Here is a 23,329-nt window from a genome sequence, read left to right as displayed (position 1 = left end):
ATCACCCAGGTCATGACGCCCGGCGTCGCGGCACTCTCCTCCAGCACCCGCGCGCCTCCACGCGGATCGCACCTTATCAACGCCGGGCCGGGCGGCTCGAGCTCGGTGGGCCAGAAAGCTCAAACGTGGTCCGAAAGTCAAGCGCCTCGTGTCGCTCATCCTCCTGTACAGTCATGCTGCACACCGGTCGACCGTTGGATCCCCGTGAGATCCGCCCTCGTGGCAAGGTAACGCTGTATCAACAATTCTTCGCGCCCCGAGGAAGCCGCCTTCGCGCCGCCGGCCTGCGGGAGCCCTGCGGCGCCGGCGAGAGAGAGAGAGCGCTCGAATTCAGGGCATCTGCGTGGGAAGCTATCGGTCACTTCACGCGTCCCGAGTGGTCCCGGGCGACCAGAAAGAGCAGGTCATGCGTCCTCGTGCTTCGTGGCTTGGTTCGACGATCTTCCTCACGAGCTGCCTCGCCCTGGTGGTGAACTGCTCTGCAGTGGGCGAGCGCAACAGCGGCACCCCCGGTGGCGGCGGCGGCCCGGGCACAGGGCCCGGCGCCGGCGGAGATCCGGGCTTCGGCGACCCGGGGGGTCCGCCGGACATCGACCCCGGCGGCAGCGGCTTGACCCAGTGCGGCGATGGAATCCTGACCACGGACGAGGCCTGCGACGACAGCAACGTCGTGGGTGAGGACGGCTGCGCCGCGGATTGCCGCTCGGTCGAGCTGGGCTGGTCCTGCCCCATTCCCGGCGCCGCCTGCACGCGCATGGCCCGCTGCGGCGACGGCGTCGTCGTGTTTCCGGAGCTGTGCGACGACGCCAACACCGCCCCGGACGACGGCTGCTCGCCGACCTGCAAGGTGGAGGTGGGCTTCAAGTGCGACGGCAGCCCGAGCGCCTGCATACCGACGACCTGCGGCGACAACCGGCAAGAGGGCTCGGAGAGCTGCGAGGACGGCAACACGATGCCGTTCGACGGCTGCTCCATCGATTGCCAGGCCGAGCCCGATTGCTCCGCGGGCTCCTGCGTCTCGCGCTGCGGAGATGGCCTCGTGCTCGGGGAGGCGTGCGACGACGGCAACAACATCGACGGCGACGGCTGCTCCGCGACGTGCGCCAAGGAGCCCGGCTACGAGTGCACCGTGCCCCAGCCCGCCGGATCCATGGATGTGCCGGTGGTGTTCCGCGACTTCAGGGCAGCGCACCCCGACTTCCAGCCCAATGGCCCTGGCCGCGACACGCCGGTCTTCGGCATGGTCGCGGCCCAGCTCGACGCCGAGAAGAAGCCCGTGTACGTGGCGGCCGCGAACAGCCTGGTCACGAGCAAGGACGCCTTCGCCCAGTGGTACCACGACGTGCCCGGCACCAACAGCACCACGGCCACCACCCTCACGCTGTGGGAGACCGAGGGCGGCCGCTTCGTGAACCGCTGGGGCGCCGACGGCGAGCCCTGGACCCTGCTGTCCGAGGCGAGCGCGCACTACTGCGGCAACGTGGGCTACGAGGTGGACGGGGAGCCCTGCACCTCGACGGAGCAGGCCACCCCCAACTGCGGCGATATCCACAGCCCCGAGTTCCACAGCTGCGAGGTGCGCGGCGGGGTCTACTGGGCCCGGTACGTGGACGAGACCTACGACGGGAGTCCGCTGTTCTTCCCGGTCGACGGCGATCCGTTCACCCCGGCGGCCGAGCGCGGCCCGGCCGATGTCTCCCCGGGTTACGGGGGCTGGATGAAAGAGCAGGGCTCCCCGAACCACAACTTCCACTTCACGAGCGAGATCCGCTACTGGTTCCAGTACACGGCGGGCCAGGAATACGAGCTCGACTTCACCGGCGACGACGATGTGTGGGTGTTCATCAACGATCGCCTCGCGGTCGACCTCGGCGGCATCCACAGCGCCGTCAACGGCCGCCTCGTCATCAACGCCGCGGGGGCAGCCACCGTGAGGTACGCCACGGAGGACGACGATCCCATCCCGAACCGGCCCCCCGTCGACCTCGGCCTCGTGGACGGCAACGTCTACCAGATCGCCGTGTTCCACGCCGAGCGCCAGACCACGGCGTCGACGTTCAAGCTCACGCTCGCGGGCTTCGCGACGGCGCGCAGCGAGTGCACGCCGATCTGCGGCGACGGCATCGTCAGCCTGGGCGAGGAGTGCGACGACGGCGTGAACGACGGCGGCTACGGCGAGTGCGGGGAGAACTGCCGCCTCGGCGAGTTCTGCGGCGATGGCATCGTGCAGGCTGTCGAGCAGTGCGACGACGGCAATAACCTCGACGGGGACGGCTGCGGCAGCGGCTGCCGCAACCTCGACGTCCGCTGAGCTGCCCAGTACGGGGTGGAGGTCGCGCTCGGGGTGCTCACCCGTCGCACAGCCACGCCACATGCGCTGATTGACCGAGAGTGTCTCACGCGCTCCGCCCTCGTCAGGCATGCCGCCCTCATCGCCGTAACACCCCAGAGGCCGCGAGCGGCGCCCGCTCCCCTATCCGTCGCTCGCCGGCGCCGCCGTGCGCGGCGCCAAAGGTGCGCGACGGTGTCGTGCGACAGGCTCGCTCTGTCCACCTGCGCCCGGAGCGCTGCCGCGCGCGTGAGCTCCACGCTCACGATGGCAGAGCGCAATACGCACGTTGGATGACAGCGGAAAGACGCCGCGATTTTATAAATTCCTTGAACTCAGGACGAAATTCCTGAAAGTGGATCCGACGGCGTACGCCCGCCCGCACGCCGAAGAATGGAGGGGTCTTGTCATGCTATCCAAAATTCCGCGCTGGATGCAGCGGCTCGGTCTGGGGGCGCTTCCGGTCCTCTCGTTCCTCTGTGCCACGCCCGCGTCGGCGGGCTCGTTCGCGCTCTTCGAGAGCGGTCAGGTGCGGCCCCTCGCCCTCTCGCCGGACGGGGAGCGCCTCTTCGCCGTCAACACGCCCGACAATCGCCTCGAGATCTTCGAGGTGACCGGGAACGGCCTCCTGCACAGCGGCTCGGTCGCCGTCGGCCTGGAGCCCGTCGCCGTCGAGGCGCGGAGCAACGACGAGGTCTGGGTCGTCAACCACCTCTCCGACAGCGTCAGCGTCGTCGACGTCTCGTCTCCGCAAGAACCCCGCGTGGCGCGCACCCTGCTCGTCGGGGACGAGCCGCGCGACATCGTGTTCGGCGGCCCCTCCCGCCAGCGCGCGTTCATCACGACCGCCCACCGCGGGCAGAACGCCCCCTTCGACCCGCAGCTCACCACGCCGGGCGTGGGCCGCGCCGACGTCTGGGTCTTCGACGCCGCGAACCTCGGCGCGAGCGCCCTCGGCGGGACGCCGCTCACCATCATCACCCTGTTCACCGACACGCCCCGCGCGCTGTCCGTCACGCCGGACGGGTCCCGGGTCTACGCGGCCGGCTTCCACACGGGCAACCGGACCACGACCCTCCACAGGTTCGTGGTCGAGGACGGGCACGGCCCCCTCCCGCCGTTCACGGACCACCTCGGCGTGCCCCAGCCGAGCACCCCGCTCATCGTGAAGTTCGACGGCAGCCACTGGCTCGACGCCGCCGGGCGGACCTGGGACGGCTCGGTCAAGTTCGACCTGCCGGACAAGGACGTCTTCGTCATCGACGCGACCGCGAGCCCGCCGGCCCAGCTCCCGGGGACAGACGGCTTTCACGCCGGCGTCGGGACCATCCTCTTCAACATGATCGTGAACCCGGCGAACGGGAAAGTCTACGTGACGAACACCGAGGCGAACAACCTGGAGCGCTTCGAGGGGCCGGGGATCTTCGGCGGCTCCACGGTGCAAGGCCACCTGCACGAGAGCCGCATCACGGTGCTGAGCCCGGGCAGCGTGGAGCCGCGGCACCTCAACAAGCACATCGATTACAGCGCTTGCTGCGCGCCCCTGCCGAACGCGGAGAACGAGAAGAGCCTCGCGACGCCGCTCGGGATGGCCATCACGAGCGACGGCGCGACGCTCTATGTCGCCGCGCTCGGCTCCAGCAAGATCGGCGTGTTCGACACCGCCGCCCTCGAGGACGACACCTTCGTCCCGAGCGCGGCGGACCACATCGTCCTGGATCACGGCGGCGAGCCGGTCGGGCCGACTGGCCTCGTGCTCGACGAGGCGCGGGGGCGCCTCTACGTGATGACCCGCTTCGACAACTCCATCGCCGTGGTCGACACGGCGACGCGGGCCGTGGACGCGCGCGTCCCGCTGCACAACCCCGAGCCGCCGAGCGTCGTCGAAGGGCGCCGGTTCCTCTATGACGCGAAGTCCTCGTCGAGCAACGGCGAGACGTCGTGCGCGAGCTGCCACGTCTTCGGCGACGTCGACAGCCTCGCCTGGGACCTCGGCAACCCCGACGCCACCACCCTGCAAAACCCGGGGCCCATCTTCGCCTTCTTCGGGACGCTCGTCGATTTCTACGCGCTCAAGGGCCCGATGACGACGCAGAGCCTCCGCGGCCTCGCCAACCACGGCTCGATGCACTGGCGCGGCGACCGCACCGGCGGCTACACCGAGCCGAGCGCGCAGCCGAACAGCGGTATCTACGACGAGCGAGAGGCGTTCCGGCAGTTTTTGCCCGCGTTCGTCAGCCTGCAAGGCCGCAGCGAGCCGATCCCGGCCGGCGACATGGAGAAGTTCATCGATTTCGCCCTCCAGATCATGTACCCGCCCAACCCCATCCGGAACCTCGACAACTCGCTCACGCCCGATCAGCAAGCGGGGCTCGACCACATGCTCGACCCGCTCGGGGTCGTCCAGGACCGGTCCTGCGAGGACTGCCACACGATCGATCCCACCGGGAACGCCGAGCTCGGCGAGCCGTTCCCCGGCTTCTTCGGCTCCGACGGCCGGTTCATCGGGTCGGAGGTCGTGCAGAGCTTCAAGGTCCCGCACCTCCGCAACATGTACCAGAAGGTCGGGATGTTCGGGATGGCCTCCATCCCCACGGTCGTCCCCGGCGACAACGATCACAAGGGCGATCAGATTCGCGGCTTCGGGTTCCTCAACGACGGCGCCCACGACACGATCTTCCGCTTCATGCGGACGGCGGGCTTCGACAAGGCGAACGGCGGGCCCAACGGCTTCGACGACAGCCCCGGCGCGGACGGCGACGTCAAGCGGCGGCAGGTCGAGCAGTACCTCCTCGCGTTCGACAGCAACCTGGCGCCGATCGTCGGGCAGCAGGTCACGCTGACCACGGACAACGCGGCCGCCGCGCTGCCCAGGATCAACCTCCTCGTCGAGCGCGCGGAAGAGAGCGAGTGCGATCTCGTCGTCAAGACGCGGCTGTTCGGCGAGGAGCGCGGCTATCTCTACGACGGCGCGGGCAGCTTCCTCCCCGATCGGTCGAGCGCCGCGCCGCTCACCAAGGGCCTCCTGGTCGCGAGCGCGCTGCTCCTCGATCATCCGGTGACGTTCACGTGCGTGCCGCCCGGCTCCGGCGAGCGGATCGGCGTCGACCGCGACGAGGACGGGTGGCTGGACGGCGACGAGCTGGACGCGTGCACCGATCCCGCGGATCCGTTCAGCCCGTGAGCTAGACGCCGACGTCGAGTGGTCTCGGAGGGCGGGATCGGCGTAGGGTCGCCCGGTTCGAGGCGGAGGAAACTGACGACATGCGATTTGTGTCTGGTGCCGATCCATCGAGGCCGCTCCCCGGGTACTCGTCTGCGGTCCTCATCGACGAGGGCCACGAGACCGCCGTCTACAGGGCGGTGCGGGACGCGGACGGCGAGCCCGTCATCCTGAAGCTCACGAGGGGCGACTACCCGACCTCCCGCGAGCTCGCGCGGCTGCGGCGCGAGTTCGGGATCCTGCGGGCGCTCGACGTGCCCAGGGTCCCGAGGGCGTACGCCCTCCACGAGCACGACCGCGGCCTCGCGCTCGTGATGGCCGACGTCGGGCGCCCGATGCTGCGGGACGTGCTCGACTCGCGGAGGCTCGACGTCGGCGCGGCGCTGGCCATCGCCGTCTCGCTCGCCGAGGTGCTGTCGTCCGTGCACCAGCGGCGCATCATCCACAAGGACGTCGTGCCCCGGAACATCCTGGTCGACCCGGCGACCAGGGAGGCCTACCTCATCGATTTCGGCATCGCCGCGCGCCTGTCGTACGAGACGCAGCGGGTCGCCGGCCCGGACGCGCTGGAGGGGACGCTGGCCTACCTGGCGCCGGAGCAGACCGGGCGGATGAGCCGGGTGGTCGATCTGCGCGCCGACCTCTACGCGATGGGCGTCGTCCTCTACGAGATGCTGACAGGCGCCCTGCCCTTCCCGTCGGAGAACGCGACGGAGCTCATCCACAGCCACATCGCGAGCGTCCCGGTCGCGCCGCACGCGCGCGCGCCCGAGGTGCCGCTCCCGCTGTCGAACGTGGTGATGACGCTGCTCGCGAAGACGCCGGAGGAGCGTTATCAGAGCGCCGAGGGGCTCAGGGCGGACCTCGTGGAGTGCGCCCGCCAATGGGAGAGCGCGAGGAGCATCGCCCCGTTCCCGCTGCGGCGCCACGACCGGGTGACCGAGCTGCGCCAGGCCCAGCGGCTCCACGGTCGAGAGCGCGACGTCGCGCGGCTCCTGGAGGCGTTCGAGCGCGCCCGCGCGCGGGGGCCGGAGCTCGTCCTCGTCTCGGGCTACTCGGGCGTCGGCAAGTCGGCGCTCATCCACGAGATCCACAAGCCGATCGCCCGCAAGGGCGGCTACTTCGTGTCCGGCAAGTTCGATCAGATGTCCAGGGACGTGCCGCTCGCGCCGGTGGCGCACGCGCTCCGGGAGCTCACCCGGCAGATCTTGACCGAGCCGTCGGAGTCGCTCGAGGCGTGGAAGAATGAGCTCGGCGCCGCGCTCGGGAACAACGCGCGGATCCTCGTCGATCTCGTCCCCGAGCTCGAGCTCGTCCTCGGCCCGCAGCCCGAGGTCGCGGCGCTCGGCCCGGTGGAGACGAAGAACCGGTTCGACTTCACGGTGCAGAGCTTCATCGGGGTCGTCGCCACGGCCGACCACCCGCTCGTCCTCTTCCTGGACGATCTGCAGTGGATCGATCCCGCCTCGCTCAAGCTGATCCAGATGCTCCTGCGCGACGCGCACAGCGAGCACCTGCTGCTCATCGGCGCGTACCGTGACAACGAGGTGGAGCTCGGGCACCCGCTCTCGGCCCTGCTGGAGGAGCTGCAGCGGGCGGGGTTCCGGTCGACGGACATCCGCCTCGGGCCGCTCGACGGCCCCAGGGTGGCCGAGCTCGTGGCCGATACGCTGACGACCGGGGTCGAGGAGGTCGAGGCGCTCGCCGCCCTCGTCTTCGAGAAGACCCAGGGGAACCCGTTCTTCGTGCACCAGTTCCTGGACGCGCTGTACCGGGACGGCCTGCTCCACGTGGAGGCGGGCGCCTGGCGGTGGGATCTCGATCGCATCCGGGGCGCGCGCGTCACGGACAACGTGGCCGACCTGATGATCGGCAAGCTGCAGCGGCTCGCGCCGGAGACGCGGCGGATGCTGATGCTCGCGTCGTGCATCGGCTTCAAGTTCGGCCTGCGGACGCTGGCGACCATCTCCGAGAGGTCGCTCCGGGACGCGGCGCGCGACCTCTGGGGGGCGCTCCTCGCCGGGCTCGTGGTGCCCATCGACAGCGATTACCGGCTCCTCGAGGCCGACCTCGGCGACGACGGCGGCCTCCCCGACGCGATCCCGGTCGATTTCGACGTCGATTACAGGTTCCTGCACGACCGCGTGCTCCAGGCGGCCTATCAGCTCGTGGAGGACGCGCACAAGCAGCAGGTCCACCTGACCGTCGGGCGCCTGCTCCGGCAGCACGCCGGCGAGCCGCCGCGCGACGACGAGCTGCTCGACATCGTCCACCACCTGAACCGCGGCGCCCCCGGGATGAGCGATCCGGCGGAGCGCGCGGCCCTCGCCGCGCTGAACCTTCGCGCCGGCCGGAAGGCGAGGGCGTCGACGGCCTACCACGCCGCCGCCGCCTTCTTCGCCGCGGGCGCCGCGCTCCTGTGCGAGGAGAGCTGGGAGCGCCGCCACGAGCTCGCCTGGGCGCTCCACGCCGAGGGCGCGGAGTGCGAGTACCTGAGCGGCAACATCGAGCGCGCGGAGGCGATCTTCGACGCGCTCCTGCCGAGGGCGAAAGGAGAGGTGGAGCGGGCGGGGCTCTACCTGCTGCGCACGCGCATGCTCAACTCGCTGGCGCGGCACTCCGAGGCCCTCAAGGCCGGCAACGAGGGGCTCGCCGCCCTCGGGCTGGGGCTGCCGCTCGACGGCGACATCGGGGCCCTCTTCCTCGAGGAAGAGCGGCAGATCAAGGCGGCCCTGGGCGATCGCCGCGTGGAGGACCTGGTCCTCGCGGCGGAGGCCCGAGATCCGGTGATCCGGGCGGCGGAGCAGCTCCACGCGGCGATGCTCCTCCCGGCGTTCTTCGCGCACCAGAGCGCGTTCGGGCTCCTCACGGTCCGGCGCGTGAAGCTCGTGCTCGAGCACGGCCCCACGTGCGACTCGGCGAGCGCCTACTCGAGCTACGGCTCGCTGCTCGCGGGGGCGATGGGGCGCGTCGCGGAGGGCATGGCGTTCGGCAAGCTCGCGATGGCGCTCAACGAGCGGCTCCCGAACCCCGGGCTGACGGCCCTGGTCAAGGTCACCTACGGCACGTACGCGTACCTGCGCGAGCCCATGCGCGATATCACGCCGTACTACCACGCGGCGTGCCAGGCGGGGCTGGAGGCGGGCGACTTCACCACGCTCGGGGTCGCCACCTTCCTGACGACGCAGTACCTGTTCGCCGCGGGCTACCAGCTCGAGGACGTCCTCGAGAACGCCGAGAAGAACCTCGCGCTCAACCGGCGGACGAGGGAGGCGTTGCCCATCGCCGTGCTGACGGTCACGAGGCAGGCCGTCGCCAACCTGATGGGCAGGACGCTGAGCCGCTCGACCCTCAGCGACGGCCACTTCGACGAGGAGGAGTTCCTCGCGACGCTCGACGAGAAGGAGCACGGCAACACCCTGTTCCACCTCCACGTCATGATGCTCCGGCAGCGCTGCTTCTACGGCGACTACGCCGGGGCGCTCGCGGCCGCGGAAGCGGCCGACCAGAAGGCCGCCTACGCGTCCGGGGACACGCACACGACCGAGCTCGCCTTCTACTGGTGCATCACGCTGCTCGGGCTGCCCCCCGCCGAGGCGCCCGGGGAGGCCGCGCGCAGGGCGGAGCTCCTGCGGCGGAACAAGCAGCGGGTCGAGGAGCTCGCGGCGGGCTCGCCGAGGAGCTTCGAGCACAAGCGCGTCCTCGTCGAGGCGGAGGAGGCGCGCGTCGCCGGGGACGTGAAGCGGGCCATCGCGCTCTACGAGCAGGCGATGACCCTCGCGCGGGAGGACAGGTTCCCGCAGATCGAGGCGCTGGCGAGCGAGCTCTGCGCGAAGCTCTACCTGGGCCTCGGGGCGACGGCGGCGGCGGGCGCGTACCTGAGCCGCGCGCACCGGGCGTACCTCCACTGGGGCGCGCTCGCGAAGGCGGACGCGATCGAGCAGGATCACCCGGAGCTCCTGCCCGCGCAGGTGGACGAGGGCCGCAGGTTGACGACGAGCGTGTCGGCGAGCACGGGCTCGCTGAACCGGACGCTCTTCGCGCGGACGAGCATCGGGAGCATCCGGGACGCCGCGCTCGTGGTGCGCGCCGCGCAGGCGATCTCCAGCGAGATGGACCTGAACCGGGTGGTCGAGCGCCTGATGACGATCGTGCTGGAGAACTCGGGCGCCCAGCGCGGCGCGCTGATCCTGTCGCGGGAGGGCACGCTGGTCGTGGAGGCGACCTTCCAGACGGACCCGAACGAGGTGAAGGTGGACCAGGAGATCCCGGTCGAGGAGTACGCGAGCCTCGCCCGGTCGGTGGTCGTCTACGTGGCGCGCACGAAGGACCCGGCCGTGCTGCACGACACGAGCGAGGCGAACCGGTTCTCCGAGGATCCCTACCTCGGCGGCGGGGCCGCCCGGTCGCTCCTGTGCTTGCCGCTCTTGCACCAGGGGCGCCTGAGCGGCGTGCTGTACCTGGAGAACGGGGCGATGCGGGGCGTGTTCACGGCGGCGCGGGTGGAGCTGCTCGCGCTCCTGTCGTCGCAGGCGGCGATCGCGATCGAGAGCGCGCGGCTGTTCGCCGGCATCCGGAGGGCGAAGGAGGAGGTGCAGCACGCGAACGAGCGCCTCGAGGCCGAGGTCGCGCAGCGCACCGAGCAGCTCCGGCGCGCGAACGCGGAGCTCAGCGGGGCCAACGCGAAGCTCGAGCGCGAGCTCGTGCAGCGCGAGCTCGTCGAGCGGGAGCGGGCGGCGCTCCAGGAGCAGGTGCTGCTCTCGACGCGGATGCGGCTCGCGGAGCTGTCGACGCCGCTCCTGCCCATCACCGACCAGATCATGGTGATGCCGCTCATCGGCACGGTGGACGAGGAGCGCGCGTCGCAGGTGATGGAGGTGGCGCTGGAGGGGGCGCAGCGGCACGCGGCGCGGGTGGTGATCCTCGACGTCACGGGGCTCAAGCAGATCGACTCGCACGCGGCCGGCGCCCTGTGCCGGGTCGCAATGGCGCTCCGGCTGCTCGGCACCGAGGCCGTGCTCAGCGGCGTCGCGCCGCAGGTGGCGCAGACGCTGGTGGGGCTCGGCATCGATCTGTCATCCATCGCGACCAAGGGGACGCTGCAGAGCGGGATGGCGTACGCGCTCCAGCGCGTGCGCCCTGGCGGGGGGCACGTCGGGGTCGATCCGCGGTAGGCCGCTGTCGGGCGCGGGGCGCGCGGGGCGCGCCTCGTGTCCTCATCCTTTGACCGTGACGAGATCCTTTGACCGTGACGAGCGGCCACAGTCGCGCCGCGCGGTCCCCGCGTCCTCGACCGAGCGCACGACCGGCGTGATGGGTTTATAGGCATACGGCGCCTCCTCTTTCATCCGCTGGTGGTACTTCGCGAGGATGGGAAGAAGATCGCGCGGAGCCGCTGCTTCAAGGCGCCGAGCCGCGGCGCGAGCTCGCGCCGATCCACGTCCGTCGCGAGCAGGCGCATGCCGCAACGGATATCGTTAGCAGCGGCGCCCAACGTAGTCGCACAACGCCGACCGTCAAGCGGCGTCGCGCGGGTCCGTTCTGCCAGAATGCGCGCGGCGCACAGGGGCGCGAAGATGTGCGCGCTCCTGGCCGCTTGGCCCACCCCAAAGAAATGAGATCGCCGCCGTGTCGATCCGGCGCCCCCTCGTTCGGCGTGACGTTAGAACCAGGGCTTATCCGGTCGGGACTGTCCGGGACACCCAACTCTCGACCAGAAGTAAGGAGACACCACGATGCGATCCATGAACACCGCGGGACCGGCGACGAACGAGGCGAAGACCGAGGCGGGGCAGCCTGATCGATCTCCGCCTGTCGGGCGCCGGACGGGACGAGACGGCGCGGTCGTGAGGCGCATCTCGGCGGCAGCGTGCCTGTTCGTCGCCGCCTGCGGCGCAGGGGACGACGGCGAGCCGGAGCAGGTCGCCTGGCAGGACATGAGCGTCGAGGAGCGCCTCGAGTACATGAACGACGTCGTCCTGCCGCGGATGACCGAGGTCTTCGTCGCGTACGACACGAAGTACCAGACCATGACCTGCATGACGTGCCACGGCGCCGACATGGCCGGCGGCACCTACGAGATGCCGTCCCCGGCGATCACGCCGCTCCCCGACGAGGAGCACTTCCTCGAGTGGGCAGGCGATCCGGCGTATCCGGAGCGCGAGGCGTTCGGCACCTTCATGTTCGAGCAGGTCGTGCCCGAGATGGCCAAGCTGCTCCAGGTCGAGCGATACGACCCGAACACGAACACAGGCACGTTCTCGTGCGCCAATTGCCACACGGTGGCGAGCATCCAGGAGTGACCCCCCGGCCGCGTCCAGCCGGCCACGCGCCCGCGGTCACCGCGTCGCTCCCAGGGAGCCGGCTCCGCTCCGCGCGGGCCAGGGTGAACAGCACGTCGACCGACCAGCTCCCGCAGGCTGTGGAGCGAACGCGGCTCCTTCGCTGCATGGATGCGTTGTTGAGCGCCCGTCACGAGCGCGAGGGCTGCGGACGAACGCCGCGAGCCTGACCTCCCGCCGTGGTATCCTGAGACGGTCTCGGCGCGTGTGGCGACTTCGGAGGGGGATCGATGGGCGACAACGGGAACACGAGGCTCGGCGCCCCCGAGCTCGCGTCGGACGAGCTGTTGCGAGAGGTCGCGGCGGGCGCGGCGACGCTCGCGCAGGGGGCGCACGGCGACGGCGTGCGCGCCTTGCAGGAGGCGCTCGGCGCGGCCGGCCACCCGGCGACGGTCGACGGCTCGTTCGGGCCGAAGACGCACGCGGCCGTCGCCGCGCTGCAAGCCGCGGAGCGGCTGCCGCCGACGGGCATCGTCGACGCCGCGACGCTCGCCGCGCTCGACAGGGCCCTCACGGCCCGGCGTGCGCCGTCGCTCCGCGAGGCCATGGCCCGGGCCGCAGGGCTCAGCCCGGACCAGGTGGCGGCGCTCGGCCGGACACCTCACGCGGTCCAGGCGGCCTCCGCGCCCTCACGCCACGACGTCGACCATTTCACCGACGCGAGCGCCCTGCCCCAGCTCGTGCCCGGGGCCGTGCCGGACCCCGACGCGCCGCCGCCCTCCGTCGACTCCGTCGAGACTCGGCCCGCGGCGCGCGCCCTCGGCGCGCTCGCCCCCGATCGGAGCGCGCGCTTCGACGAGGTCCGGCGCGCGCTCGCGGGCGACGCGCCCGCGCTGGCCGCGCTCGACAGGCTGCTCGCGGCGGGACGGCTGCACGCGGGGCCGCTCCTGCCGAGCCTCGCGGCCATGGCGGGCGTCCGGCGCGATGGACGGCTCGTGATCGAGGGCGGCATCGATCCCCACCTCGTCCTCGCGCAGGCGATCCGGCACGTGGACAACCCGCTGCGCGTCCGGCAGGGCGTGGGGCGCGGCACCTGCGGCGCAGGCACGATGGAGTACGTCCTCTTGCGGCTCGATCCGGCCGAGTTCGTGCGGATCCTCGACGGGATCACGCGGGGAGCGGGCGAGGTGGCGCTCCGCTCGGGCCGCGCGCTCAGGATGCCGCGCAACGCGATCCCGCGCGACGCCTCGGGCCGCGTCGACATCGACCGGCTCCTCCAGTCCGCGCTCATGAACCACGCGACCGCGATGAGCTGGATCTTCGATTACGACAACCCCGAGGACAACGGCTCGTTCTGGGCCGCCCTGGGGGGCGACACGCGCGTCCCGCTCGGCAACTTCACGAGCCTGTTCCAGGACATCATGGGGGGCAGCTACACGAGCGTCTCATCGCTGCTGCGCAGCGGCGCGTCCGTGGCCGAGGACGTCGCCGGGGCGGTGGACCGCGGCGAGCGCGTGCCCGCGCTCCTCAAGTGGCGCGAGGGCTACCACTGGGTCGCGGTCGAGAAGATCGAGCGCGGGGCCGACGGCGTGGCCGGCTCGGCCATCCTGCGCAACCCCTGGGGATGGGACAAGTGCCAGGGCCCCCCGCCCCGCACGCCGGTCCCCGAGGGCGGCGGCCGGTTTCGCATGAAGTACGCCGATCTCGCCGAGCACATCCACGGGGCGACCCTCAAGGGGTGATCCGATCGATCTCCTCCGGGTCGGCCGCGTGACGGCGATCGATCCCCTCCCGCGCCGCGTCGACATCGCCCGGCAGAGGACCCGCGCGAACATCGCGACGGCGGCGGGCGCGCCGAGGACCTCTCCGCCTCCGCGGCGAGGAGCGTTGATGTCGTGTACGTGCACAACCTCCTTCACGGGCTGAACGAGGACCAGGAGAATCGACCGCCAGCGGGGAGAGCGACGGCGAGGCGGGCCGAGGCGAAGAGGCGGGCCGAGGCAGGCGACGGCTCCAGCGCGTCAGCGTGGGGAATGTGCGTTTGGCGCGTGCCCCGGGGCTGCGTCGGCAGGGTTGCGCGACATCGGGGGTTGGGCCTATGGTCCGGGACGTCGTGCGTCGATCCACCCCCTCCCCGCCCTCGACCGACCGCCCAGGGTCTCCATGATCCGGCTCGACGCCGTGAAGAAGAGCTTCGATGGCAAGGTGTTCGCCGTTCGCGAGGTGTCGCTCCATATCGCCAGAGGGGAGCTCGTCGTCCTGCTCGGGCAGTCGGGGTGTGGGAAGACGACTACGCTGAAAATGGTGAATCGCGTCATCGAGCCGACCGACGGGACAATCGTCGTCGATGGCAAGGACACGCGGGCCATGGACCCCGTCGCGCTGCGCCGTTCCATCGGGTACGTGCTCCAGCGGACAGGCCTGTTTCCACACATGACCGTCGCCGAGAACATCGCGATCGTCCCTGCGCTGCTCCGCTGGTCGCGACAGAAGATCGACGCCCGCGTCGACGAGCTCCTCGAGCTCGTGCGGCTCCCGCCTGCGCGCTACCGCCACCGCTCGCCGCGCGAGCTCTCCGGCGGCCAGGCCCAGCGCGTGGGGGTCGCGCGCGCGCTCGCCGCGCGGCCGCAGGTCATGCTGCTGGACGAGCCCTTCGGCGCGCTCGACCCGCTCACGCGCGACGCGCTGCAGGCCGAGTACCGGCGCATCCACCTGGAGCTCGGCCTCACCACGCTGATGGTCACCCACGACATGACCGAAGCGCTGCTCCTCGCCGACCGGATCGCGGTCATGGACGAGGGGCGCATCGTCCAGCTCGCCCCACCAGGCGAGCTCCTCTCGGCGCCCGCAACGGAGTACGTCCGCGCGCTCATGCAGGCGCCCAGGCGCCAGATCGAGCAGCTCCTGCGCCTCACGCGGGCGGACGCAGCCGGGGCATGAGCGAGAACCTGCGCCAACAGCTCGTGCGGCTGCCGCGCTACCTCGACCAGCACGTCACGCTCGTGGTGATCGCGCTCGCCCTCGGGGTCGCCATCAGCTTGCCCGCGTCGATCCTCCTGGCCAGGAGCCCACGCCTCAGGTGGCCAGCGCTGGCGGCGGCGGGCGTCGTCCAGACGATCCCGAGCCTCGCCCTGCTCGCGCTCATGGTGCCGCTCCTCGGCGGATTCGGGTTCTGGCCCGCCCTCGTCGCGCTCGTCCTCTACAGCATGCTGCCGATCCTGCGGAACACCGTCACCGGGATCGCCGGCGTCGATCCCGCGCTCACCGAGGCGGCGCGCTGCATGGGGATGACCTCCGGCCAGGTGCTGCGGCGGGTCGAGCTGCCGCTGGCTGCGCCGGTCATCCTCGCGGGGATCCGCACCGCGGCCGTCTGGGTCGTGGGCACCGCCACGCTGGCCACGCCGATCGGGCAGACCAGCCTCGGGAATTTCATCTTCGGTGGCCTCCAGACGCGCAACTGGACGGCCGTCCTCGTCGGCTGCGTGGCCGCCGCGCTGCTCGCGCTCGTGCTCGACCAGCTCATCGCGCTCCTCGAGTCGGCGGCGCGCTCGCGGAGCCGAGCGCGCGCGCTCGGCGCCGGCATCGGGCTCACCCTCGTGCTGGGCGTCGGCGCCGTCGCCGACGCCGTCGTCGCGTGGGGGCGCGGTGGTCCGAGGACGGCGGCGGCGGACGCCGCGCCGCCCGTCGAGCGGAGCGCCGTCACGGAGGTCCGCGTGGGCTCGAAGACGTTCACCGAGCAATACGTGCTCGCGGCCCTCATGGAGGCGAAGCTCCGCGACGTCGGCCTGAACGTGGCTCGCGCGGAGAGCCTCGGCTCCACGGTCGCCTTCGACGCGCTCGTGCAGAGCCAGATCGACGTCTACGTCGACTATACCGGGACGATCTGGGCGAACACGATGAAGCGCACCGACGCCCGGCCGTCGTGGGAGGTCCTCGCCGGGATCACCGGCTGGCTCGCGCTGGAGGCGCAGGTGCGCTGCCTCGGCCCGCTCGGGTTCGAGAACGCCTACGCCTTCGCGATGCGGCGCGACCGCGCGGAAGCGCTCGCCATTCGGACGATCGACGACCTCGCGCGGCACGCGGCGTCGCTCCGCCTCGGCGCGGACTACGAGTTTCTGCAGCGTCCGGAGTGGCCGCGCGTCCGCGACGCCTATGGCCTCCGGTTCCGCGAGGCGGCGAGCTTCGACTCGACGTTCATGTACGGCGCGGTCCAGCGCGGCGAGGTCGACGTCATCACCGCGTTCTCCAGCGACGGCCGGATCGACGCGCTCGACCTGATCGTCCTCTCCGATCCTCGCCGCGCGTTCCCGCCGTACGACGCGGTCATCCTCCTGTCGCCCCGCGTCGCGGACGACGCGCGCGTCATCGCCGCGCTCACACCCCTGCTCGGCGCGATCCCGGTCGAGAGGATGCGGCGAGCGAGCCTGATGGTCGATCGCGACCGGGACAAGAAGACCCCCGCCGAAGCCGCGGCCTGGCTCGGCGGGGCGCTGTGATCGCCCGAACGGTCGGGAGGGGTCCGGGGGCGAGCGGATCAGTCGATGAGGTCGACGGGGATGTGCCGCAGCTTGGTGGCCACCATCGCGGTATAATAGAGCGGTACGCCCTGCGACGACCGCCTGTGCACGTAGCGGCGGCTGGCCTCGAGGCGGAATAGCTTCTGCTCGAACACCGTCCGGATCAGGTGCGAGAACCCGAATCTGTATTTCGTGTCGAGGAAGGCCTCCTTGATGTTGAACGCCACGAGGCCGCCGTCCTCTATCAGGTTCACGGCGGCGATGAAGGCCTGGTGGGGGATGTCCCCGAAGCCCAGCGCCGCAACGCACGTCATCGTGTTCAGGCGGGCGTCGATCAGCATCTGCCGCTCCCGCTCGGTCAGCGAGCAGATGTCGCCGGCGACGTAGCCGCGGTACATGCCGGGGCGGTCTCGCTCGGCCGCGGCCTTGGCCTGCTCCAGGAGGTCGACCCCCCACACGTCCGTGATGCCGCGCGAGCGCAACCTCTCCGCGACGATGCCGTTGCCGGCCCCCAGGTCCAGCACCCGCACATCTCCGCTCATCCCCAGATCGCGCCGGACGTCATCGAGCAGACCCACCACCCGGCTCGGTGATCGGCATTGCAGCCGATCATAAAAGAGATACTCGTAGAGCCCCGGCTCGGCAAAGATCTTGCCATAGTCGTGCATCCGCAGCGGGACCCAGCGCCCATCCACGGCGAGCTCGCAGTATTCCTCGTGCTGGTCGACGCCGGGGTCGAGCCGAGGAAATCGGACGCGGCCCTCCCACCGCGCCATGTTCTCATCACGTTGTCTCGATCCTTCAACGGACATCTCACCTCCAGGAAATGGACACAGGTCAGTCGTCAGGTTCTCAAAGAGGGCCGGGTGCGTGAAACGATGCACGCTCTCAGGGGCGACCTGGGGCGCCTGATGCTCGCGGCCCCCCGTCGCCCGGTCCATGGTACGCCTGGCACATCGTTCGGTTGATCCCCGGTTGTCCCGGAGGGGGCGAGCTCACGGGAAGGCGGGAGGAGCTCCCATGGCTCCCCCCGTCTTCCCGCTTTGATGCTCAATTCTCTCTCCGTCACGAGCCGGCAGGCGCAGCCAGGGAGGATATCTGGGTGAAACGGTACCGCGGCGCGCACGCGGAGCCGACTTTCATCATGGAACATTCTCGCCCCGACTTCCAGCACCATCGATACGTGCGAGCCGGATCCGGCGGCGGGCCAGCGCGGGCTGGAGGCGCCCTGTGCTCTCTCGCGCAGTCTGCCCGGTCACGGTGGCGCGCGAGGCGAGCTGCCCTGATCGGAAGGATCGTGAGGGCACGCTCACCGACATCTGGGAGATGGTGCGCGCCGAGCGAATCAAGGGCCAGTCGAGATCCTGGCCGGCCGGGTGCTCACTTGTACGTTGTCACCCAAGCTCGTCCCGGGGTCGTCGCGCACAGGGCCTGCGCTCCGCGACGACCTTGGGTGACGCAAAACTCGGAGTGGCCGACCAGGAGGTGCGAGCGATCGAGCTCGTTCATATCAGACCACGCGGTGCCGCCCAGGAGCGTCGTCGAGACAAATAGGTCATCCGTCGAGGTGAACGAGGGCAGGTCCGTGGGCTCGATATCCAGTCCAGGCTCTCCTGCACGCCGAGGGTCGAGCGGGTGATCCCATCCCTGGTCCCTGCCGTGGCCGGCGGGAGACCCGCACAGGCCGGTTCGCCGGCGTCCGGCAGCACAGCGGCGGCCACCGGCGCGCCCGCACGGGATACGATCGCCGCCCATGGACACCGCCGCCTTCCTTGCCGAGATCGAGCCGCTGAAGAACGACGACCGCGTCCGCCGCGTCGTTTCGCTCGGGCGCGACGCCGCGGCCGGCGACGCCGGCGCCCGCGCGATCCTCGCCGCGCTCTCGGTCAGCGCGCAGCCGTACGAGCGCCTCCTCGCGCTGCTCGGCGTCCATGGCACAGGAGACGGCGCGCGCGTCGTCGCGGCCCTCTCGGACCCGTCCCGCACCGTGCGGCGCCGGGCGGCCCGCATGGTGCCCCGCTTCTGCGACGACGCGCAGGCGCTCGCGGCGCTCGACGCCATCGTCGGGCGGCGTCTCCTCCGGCGCACGGTGGCCGCCCTCGCGCGGCGCAAGCGCGTCGCGGTCGTGGACGCGTTCCTCGCCGCGCGCATGAAGCAGGGGCGCGATCCGACGATCGTGGATCTGCTCCCGTTCGGCTCCGAGCCGCTCGTGTCGGCGCACCTGCGCGACATCGACGAGGCGGGCGGCCCGTCGTGCCTCGATCGGCTCGCCGACAGGCACCCGGCGGTCACGGGGCGCTGGTTCCAGGCGTCGATCGAGCGCTCCCGGGCGCTGGACGTCCGGCAGCGTTATCGCCTCGCGTCGCTGCTCGCCCCGCTCGCCCGGCGCGCCCCCGACGCGGCGCTCCGGCTCGTCCAGTCCCTCTTCCAGCTCGGCGAAGAGCCCTCCTCCCTCTCCGGCGCCCTCCGCGTGCTGGTCCGCGCGCGCCCGCGCGGCACGTTCGACCTCCTCAAGGCCCGCCACGAGGGCGGCCGCCCCGCGCGGCCGCCGGGCGCCTTCGAGGTCGCGCGCTTCGACAAGGTCGCGCCCGCGCTCGGCGCCGAGCGCCTCGATTACCTCGTCCGCCACGCCTGGGCCGCCCTCGGCGACGGGAAGCGCGGCGTGCGGTGGTTCCTGCGCCTCGCGGCCGACGATCGGCAGGCGGTCTTGCGGGCCTTCCTCGCCGGCGAGCGAGGTGGCTTCGGCGCGTTCCTGTTCCGCCACGTGACCGCCGGGTCGCCCGGGGAGATCGCGGCCCGGGAGCGGGCGTTCGAGCGCTGGTCGTGCGCCGCCAGAGGGTCCGACGGCACGATCAAGCCCGAGGTGCTCGACTTCTTGCCGCGCGACCTGCGCGAGCGCGAGGCGCGGCGGCACCTCGACGACTGCCCCGCGCTCACCACCAGGCCGGACCGGCGGATGGCGTACGCGCGCCTCCTGGGCTTCGCCGAGGCCAGGGCGGCGCTCGCGCCGTTCCTCGGGCACCCCGAGGGCGAGGAGCGGGCGAAGGCGCAGCGGCTCCTCGTCGCGACCGTGCTGCACGACCGGGGGGCGCTCGCCGAGGCCCTCAAGAACGTGCGCGGCCGCAAGTTCGAGCAGGACCCGGTGCGGCGCGCGATGATCGAGGCCCTCGCCGCGCTGCCCGTGGCCCGGTTCGGCCCCGAGCACCTGGAGGACGTGGGCCAGGTGGTGCAGGACGCGCTCGACGCGGCGGACCTGTCCCCGGCCACCGCGGCCGCCGTGGAGCGGCTCGTGGTCCGCCTGTTCCGCGTCGACGGCGCGTGGGGCGCGCGCTGGCTCGCGAAGCTCCTGTCGGTGCGCGGCGCGATCGCGACCCTGGGCCTCGGCGAGGGGCTCACGCGGGAGGAGGCGGCGCGGCTCGCCCCGGCGCTCGCGCAGCTCGTGGACCTGTGGTGCACCAAGGAGCGCGCCGCCGCGGTGATCTGGCTCGCGCAGAGCCTCGGCGAGCGCCTCGCGGCGGTGCCGCCGGTGCTCGGGGCGCTGGAGCGGCTGGCCCGCGAGCTCCCCTTCGCCGGCGTCGCGGCCCGCGCGCTGGCCCTGCTCCGCGCGCACGATCGGCCGAGGCTCGCGCGGCTCGTGCCCGAGCTCCTGCGCGAGGACCGGAGCTTCGTCCTGATCGACACCGTGGCCAGGCTCGTGAGCCTCAGGCGCCAGGACCTGCTCGACCCGCTGCTTCTTGCCGGAGCGGCGGCACCTCGTGGCGTTCCTGCCGGCGCTCTCGGCGCGGCTCGGCCCCTACGCCCCGCCGCATCACGTGGCGGTCGGCCACGGGGTGCTGGCCGCGCTGAAGGCGGACGCGCTGGCGACGCCTCAGTATCTCGCGCTCGCGGCGCGCCTGCTCGACTGGAAGGGGCTCTCGGAGGCGCTCGCCGAGCTCGCCGAGCGGGACCTCCTGCACCACGACGCGATGGTCGCCGCCATCGCCGCCGTGCGGGGCTGCGTGCATCCGGCGCGCCTCGAGGAGCGGCTGCGCGAGAGCCGCGATCCGCGGCTGCGCCGGCTCGCGCTCGCGGCGCTCGAGCGGGCGGCGGCGCCGAAGAACGGGTGGTCGAAGGAGCGGCGCGCGCTGCTCGAGGTGTACCGGCGGGATCCGTCGCCCGCGGTGGCCGGGCCGGCGTCGTTCGTCGCGCCGCCGTGAGCGGCGCCGGGGCCGCCCCTCGTCACGCCGCGCGCGCCGGCATTCCCGTCAGGAACAGCGCGGATCCCGCGACGCCCGCCTCCCACACATAACGGTCGCCGCCGGGCACGGAGCGCGCGATGGCGAGCACCTCGTCCGCGGTGTAGGCGCGCAGCGCCGAGACCGTGCCATCCCAGGCGAACAGCAGCGGGATCAGCGGCAAGAGGTACGTCAGGAGCACCCGCGTCAGGCGGAACGGGCGCACCAGCGGGACGAGGAAGAGCGCGCCCACGAAGAGCACGATCATGTTCATCGCCATCGCGGGCGGCGCGAGCACGACGGGCGCCCGCCGGAGCGCCGGCGACGCCGCCACGTCGAAGAACGCGAGCGGCGCGCCCTGCGCGACGATGCTCGAGATCAAGGCGCGCACCTCGTCGGGCCGGAAGTGGTGCAGCGCGCCCGACATGGTGCGCACGCCGTCGAGCGCCGCGCCGTCGACCGCGCCGGGCCCCGCCATCGCGTCGACCGGCCGCTCCAGGTACGAGGTCCGCGCATCCCCGAGCGCGCGGACGCGCGCCATGCCCGCCTCGCTCGGGTTCCGATCCGTCAGCACGAGCTCGACCTCGCTGCCCGCCGCGCGCACGAGGCGGCGCATGTGCAGCGTGCCGCCCCCTCCGCCCGAGCAGACGTCGACCACGCGCCTGGCCCCGGTCGCCTCGAGCAGCGCGAGGAGCCTGGGAGCTACGCCGTCATAGAAGCCGATCTTCGTGAAGCCCAGATCGAGGAGATCGGTGGCGCCGTCGCGGACGGCGCGTGGAACCCAGTCGAAATCCTCGAGCTCAAAGAGGTGGATCCGGCGCATGGCGAGTCGTCCTCCGGGTGGGTGCGGCGTGGGCGGGCCGAGCTCCCGCGCTGGCGCGCGATCGCTCCGCGCGATGCTACACGGCGTGATCGTCGTGCACGACGAGGAGCCGCGAGGCTACACGGCGTGGTCGTCGTGCACGACGAGGAGCCGCTGGAGGCCGAAGCACTCGACGACCGCGTTCCAGTCCGGCGGGCCGACGACGTAGCGGGGCGCGGGCAGGCGCGGGACCGCGTCGGCCCACGCGAAGCGCGTGTCGTGCACCCCCAGGGTCACGTCGCCGTGGCCCGGGACGCGGAGGACGAGGGCGGCGAACGTGAACGTGCCGCTGCGCATGCGGAACAGGGAGAAACCGCGCGTGCCGGAGACGGCGCCGAGCGGCGCCGCGGCGAGGAGCCGGCCCGTCTTCGGGTCGTGCAGCCGGAGCTCGCGCGGGTCCAGCTCGAGCTCGAGCGCAGGGCGCGGCCGCGATGAGCGCACGACCGTCGTCACGAGCCCGGCCACGATGATGAGCAGGGTGAGCGGCATCGCCACCCACCGTCCAGCCGCCGAGTCGAGGACCCCCAGCGCTCCGAGCGCGACGCTCACGACGCCGACGAGCGCCATCGTGAGGAGCCAGGGCGCCATCGCCGAGAGCCCGCCGCGCAGCGAGGAAGGGTTCGGCATGAGCGAGACGCGAAGCGGCCCGTGTGCGGCGTGACCGGGGACCGTGGCCAGCGAGGGCACCGAGGCGAGCAGCGCCTCGAAGGCGCCCGCGGGGAGAGCCACGTCGACGCTCTCGACGGGGGGCGCGGCCAGGCGGTGCGCCGCCCCGGGCCGGTGATCGCGGCCGCCGATGCGCAGCGGGCGCTTGCCGCCCGCCAGGTGGAGCACGGTGCCCAGGGTGACCCCGGTGCCCGGCATGCGCCAGAGGCCGAGCGAGGCGCCCGGGAGCGCGAAGACGCCCCCTCGGCCCTCGTCGACGAGGAGGCGGTCGCGATCGACGTCCAGCACCGCCTTCTTGCCGCGGAGCGTGGGCGCGACGAGGAAGCCGTAAATGGCGATGACGAGGATGAAGCCGAGGGGCACGACCGCCTTCATCGCCCGAGGCGGCAGCACGGCGGCGAGCCCCGCGAGCCCGGCGAAGAGGGCGAGGCTCACGAGGATGGCCGAGACCCCGAACCCCTTCGACGGCGAGCTCACGGCCTCGAAGCGACGAGGGGTGTCCCCGCGCGGCGCGGGCCACGGTGTGCCAGGGTGCATCTCCGAAAGGTAACGCCGATCGCCGGCAGGACGAAATCCCCGCCACACTCCTGTCTCACGCACCACCCCGACTCACGCTCCGACGGACATCGATGTCACCCGGAGCGCGCCCGGCGCCTTCGCTGCCGCCCCAGCGAGCCCCCGGGCGCAGCAGGCCCACGGCGCAGGGAGCCTGACGCGCCCAGCTCGAAGAGCTGCATCGCCACCAGCGCGACGCAGTCGGGATCGCGCGAGTCCGAGACGATCTGGCGGAGCTCGTGGAAATACCGCACGTGCAAGGCCCGCAGCCGCTCGAGGTCACGGCGCGCGACGCTGAACAGGTTGTAGGAGTACAGGCCCGGATCGCCGCGGCGCTGGCGGCTCGCGGCGACGTCGAGCCAGTGCGCTTTCAATCGCTGTCGCGGCTCGGCGGCGCCTCGGGTCATGTCGACCGTCTCGGCCGTGGCGACGTACCGCCCTTTACGCCATCGGACCAGGCCCGCCCGCGACAGGGCCTCGAGGCACGCGCGCACCTCGTCGCCCGGGAGCCCGAGGCGCGCGGCGACCCAGGCGTCGTCGTGGCGGGGGAGGGCCGCGTAGCTCGCGAGCTCGAGGGCGCGCAGGACGGCGTGAGACCAGGGGAGCTCCGTCGCGATCCGGCGGCGCTCCTCGAGCACACGGAAATCGCGCGCCACCGAGGGCACCTCTCCCGGGTGGACGA

The 23,329-nt window shown here is 72.0% G+C and carries 12 protein-coding genes; 8 read left to right on the top strand and 4 right to left on the bottom strand.

Annotation, left to right across the window (positions count from 1 at the left end):
* The first annotated feature begins 406 nt into the window (after positions 1 to 406).
* The 7 genes from WMF31_RS40460 to WMF31_RS40430 all read left to right on the top strand — a co-directional run bounded on the left by WMF31_RS40460 (position 407) and on the right by WMF31_RS40430 (position 16,329).
* On the top strand, positions 407 to 2,311 hold the full coding sequence (locus tag WMF31_RS40460; RefSeq protein ID WP_436607217.1) for a DUF4215 domain-containing protein: 1,905 nt from the start codon (positions 407 to 409) through the stop codon (positions 2,309 to 2,311).
* A 451-nt stretch (positions 2,312 to 2,762) separates the two neighbouring features.
* Positions 2,763 to 5,513 (top strand): YncE family protein, encoded by a 2,751-nt coding sequence (locus tag WMF31_RS40455; RefSeq protein ID WP_436607594.1) that lies wholly within the window; start codon positions 2,763 to 2,765, stop codon positions 5,511 to 5,513.
* 80 nt (positions 5,514 to 5,593) lie between these two features.
* Positions 5,594 to 10,726, top strand: coding sequence for an AAA family ATPase (locus tag WMF31_RS40450; RefSeq protein WP_436607216.1), 5,133 nt, complete (start codon positions 5,594 to 5,596; stop codon positions 10,724 to 10,726).
* A 561-nt stretch (positions 10,727 to 11,287) separates the two neighbouring features.
* The gene (locus tag WMF31_RS40445; protein WP_436607215.1) at positions 11,288 to 11,854 is read left to right on the top strand and encodes a hypothetical protein; all 567 of its coding nucleotides are present in this window, start codon (positions 11,288 to 11,290) and stop codon (positions 11,852 to 11,854) included.
* 269 nt (positions 11,855 to 12,123) lie between these two features.
* Complete coding sequence (locus tag WMF31_RS40440) at positions 12,124 to 13,575, top strand: peptidoglycan-binding domain-containing protein (RefSeq protein ID WP_436607214.1); 1,452 nt, start codon at positions 12,124 to 12,126, stop codon at positions 13,573 to 13,575.
* Between the two features lie 421 nt (positions 13,576 to 13,996).
* A complete protein-coding gene (locus tag WMF31_RS40435; RefSeq protein WP_129355675.1) occupies positions 13,997 to 14,773 on the top strand; it encodes an ABC transporter ATP-binding protein in 777 nt (258 codons plus the stop codon).
* Positions 14,770 to 16,329 (top strand): ABC transporter permease/substrate-binding protein, encoded by a 1,560-nt coding sequence (locus WMF31_RS40430; RefSeq protein WP_436607213.1) that lies wholly within the window; start codon positions 14,770 to 14,772, stop codon positions 16,327 to 16,329. Before WMF31_RS40435 ends, WMF31_RS40430 begins: the two co-directional genes overlap by 4 nt.
* Positions 16,330 to 16,367: 38 nt before the next feature.
* On the opposite strand, the gene WMF31_RS40425 is transcribed toward WMF31_RS40430, so the two are convergent.
* On the bottom strand, positions 16,368 to 17,126 hold the full coding sequence (locus WMF31_RS40425) for a methyltransferase domain-containing protein (RefSeq protein WP_436607212.1): 759 nt from the start codon (positions 17,124 to 17,126) through the stop codon (positions 16,368 to 16,370).
* 977 nt (positions 17,127 to 18,103) lie between these two features.
* On the opposite strand from WMF31_RS40425, the gene WMF31_RS40420 reads away from it, so the two are divergent.
* Positions 18,104 to 20,638, top strand: coding sequence for a hypothetical protein (locus WMF31_RS40420; RefSeq protein WP_436607211.1), 2,535 nt, complete (start codon positions 18,104 to 18,106; stop codon positions 20,636 to 20,638).
* Here the strand turns inward: WMF31_RS40420 and WMF31_RS40415 are convergent.
* The 3 genes from WMF31_RS40415 to WMF31_RS40405 form a co-directional block, all read right to left on the bottom strand.
* Complete coding sequence (locus WMF31_RS40415) at positions 20,569 to 21,387, bottom strand: hypothetical protein (RefSeq protein ID WP_129355667.1); 819 nt, start codon at positions 21,385 to 21,387, stop codon at positions 20,569 to 20,571. The genes WMF31_RS40420 and WMF31_RS40415 overlap by 70 nt on opposite strands.
* 117 nt (positions 21,388 to 21,504) lie before the next feature.
* Positions 21,505 to 22,629, bottom strand: coding sequence for a hypothetical protein (locus WMF31_RS40410; protein WP_436607210.1), 1,125 nt, complete (start codon positions 22,627 to 22,629; stop codon positions 21,505 to 21,507).
* A 95-nt stretch (positions 22,630 to 22,724) separates the two neighbouring features.
* Positions 22,725 to 23,303, bottom strand: coding sequence for a DUF4423 domain-containing protein (locus tag WMF31_RS40405; protein WP_436607209.1), 579 nt, complete (start codon positions 23,301 to 23,303; stop codon positions 22,725 to 22,727).
* Positions 23,304 to 23,329: the final 26 nt, after the last annotated feature.

Origin of the sequence: Sorangium sp. So ce1036 (assembly GCF_051369805.1) — a bacterium.
Taxonomy (GTDB): Bacteria; Myxococcota_A; Polyangia; order Polyangiales; family Polyangiaceae; genus Sorangium; species Sorangium cellulosum_F.
Note: the sequence above shows the minus strand (reverse complement) of the source record. Positions and strands in the feature narration are given on the sequence as shown.